Raw genomic sequence first — 2,188 nt, 5'->3', positions numbered from 1 at the left:
ACAACGTCCAGACTGTACAGCTGACCTTCATTCACACCGCGATTCCACGCTTCATAGCCCTGTTCGGTCTGACGGAAGACCATACGCAGCGCATCATGATGCTCCGTCAGCTTGGTCATCGTTTGACACAATGCGTCTAGATTGAAGCCTTCTGCTCGATGCAGCATCACCGACTGGTTGAAATAATGCGGCTCTGCCGAGGCTTGTCCAAAGAACCACTGCTGGATCGGGGTCAGCTTGACGCTGCCTGATATCTCGCCCTGATCGGCCGTACGACTCACTTTTTGTAGATGACCGCTCAGCAGCGAAATGGACGGATATTGGAACAAATCCTTCATGTCCAGCTTGTAGCCTGCTTGCAGCAAGCGGGACGATACCTGGATCGCCTTGATCGAATCGCCGCCGAGGTCAAAGAAATTATCCAGAATCCCGACGCTCTTCGCTCCTAAGACAGACTGCCAAATCGAAACCAACGTCTGCTCCAGTGCTGTGCGCGGCTCTACATAATCCGCTCCGCTTTGCAGGCTACCCTCCGGTGCTGGCAGGGCCTTGCGGTCGATTTTGCCGTTCGGTGTCAGCGGCATCTGCTTCAGCTGGATGAAGTATGAAGGCACCATGTAGTTGGGCAGCTCCTCACCCAGCAAGCTGCGCAGCTCACCCGCGCTGACGTCTCTTTCAGCGACATAGTACGCCACCAGTTGGTTTTGTCCCTGCTCATCCGCTTGGGCCAGGACGATGACCTCTTGCACGTCCTCCACTTTCAATATTTGTGCTTCGACCTCGCCCAGTTCGATCCGGTAGCCCCGGATTTTCACCTGATGGTCGATCCGGCCCAAATATTCAATGTTGCCGTCTGGCATCCATCTTGCCAAGTCCCCCGTACGGTACATTCGTTCATAGCCGGCTTCACCGGCTGCAAACGGGTTCGGTACAAATTTCTCCGCCGTCAGTTCTGAACGATCCAGGTAACCACGCGCCAGACCCGGACCAGACACGCACAGCTCACCTGCTACGCCGACCGGAGCCAAATGTCCATGCACATCCAGCATGTACACCCGGTGATTCGGCATAGGACGACCGATGGAAATGAGTTGGCCTGCCCTTTCATCCTCGGATACCGGCCAGATGGACGTTGCCACCGAGTTTTCGGTTGGACCGTAGCCATTGTAGTACGCCACTTGATCCTTCCACTTGTATACCAATTCTGTGGAAGAGGCTGAGCCCGCGGTGAACAAAATACGCAGGTTTGGCATCCGCTCCGGCTCCAGGTACACCGCATAGGTCGGCGGCAAAGCGGCCACCGTGATGTGGTGATCGGCCATATATTGCTCAAACCGCTCGTAGTTCAAAATCGTCTCTGTTGTTGGCACGTATAACGTAGCGCCACAGAACAGCGCCTGGAAGATTTCCCAGCAAGCTGCATCAAACGAGTAGCTGGCGAACAGTAGCGCATGATCCGACGTACGGATCTTGAGCGTCTGATCAAAATACGTTTTCAGATTGCACAGCCCATGGTGCTCCAGCATCACGCCCTTCGGCTGCCCCGTCGTACCTGACGTATAAATCACATACGCCAAATCGTTCGAACCGGACCCCGGCTCCAGGTTGGAGCCATCCTCGTGATACACACTTTGTGCTCCATCCAGCACCAGCACTTGACCATCGATAACTGCTTTGTCCACCAGATGGCTTTGTGTCAACAGCAGCTTCGCACCCGAGTCGTCCAGCATATAGCGGATACGCTCTTCCGGGTAGGTTGGATCGATAGGTACATAGGCGCCTCCGGCTTTTAAAATCCCGAAGATCCCCACAAGCATGTCCACCGACCGTTCGGTCATCAGACCCACCAAACGATCCTTCGTCACGCCTTGACTGCGCAAGGTACGGGCCAATTGATTGGCGCGTTCATTCAGCTCGCGATAAGTCAACTGCTCTCCTTCAAAGAACAAGGCTGTCTGCTCCGGTGTCTGCGCCGTTTGCGCCTCGAACAAGCCGTGAATCGTTTGCTCGCTTGGATAGGTTGCCGCTGTATTGCCCCAAACCTCAACGATTTGCTCACGCTCCTGCACCGTAACCATATCCAGCTCATGTACACGGATGTCTGGATTCGCTGTCACCTGCTCCAGCAGCTGTACCAGATGACCTCGAATTTGCTCTACACTTTCCCGTTCAAAGGCCAGGGCATTAT

General features: G+C 54.8%; 1 protein-coding gene. It reads right to left on the bottom strand.

Annotated elements, in window-relative coordinates; all coding sequences use genetic code 11:
• Positions 1 to 2,188 (bottom strand): non-ribosomal peptide synthetase (locus MMB75_RS25950; protein WP_277511613.1); only part of this gene is annotated, 2,188 nt, incomplete at both ends.

This window comes from Paenibacillus sp. P2(2022) (assembly GCF_029522175.1).
In the GTDB taxonomy this organism is placed as follows: Bacteria; Bacillota; Bacilli; order Paenibacillales; family Paenibacillaceae; genus Paenibacillus; species Paenibacillus polymyxa.
The sequence above is the reverse complement of the archived record's forward strand: the minus strand, read 5'-3'. Positions and strand labels throughout refer to the sequence as shown.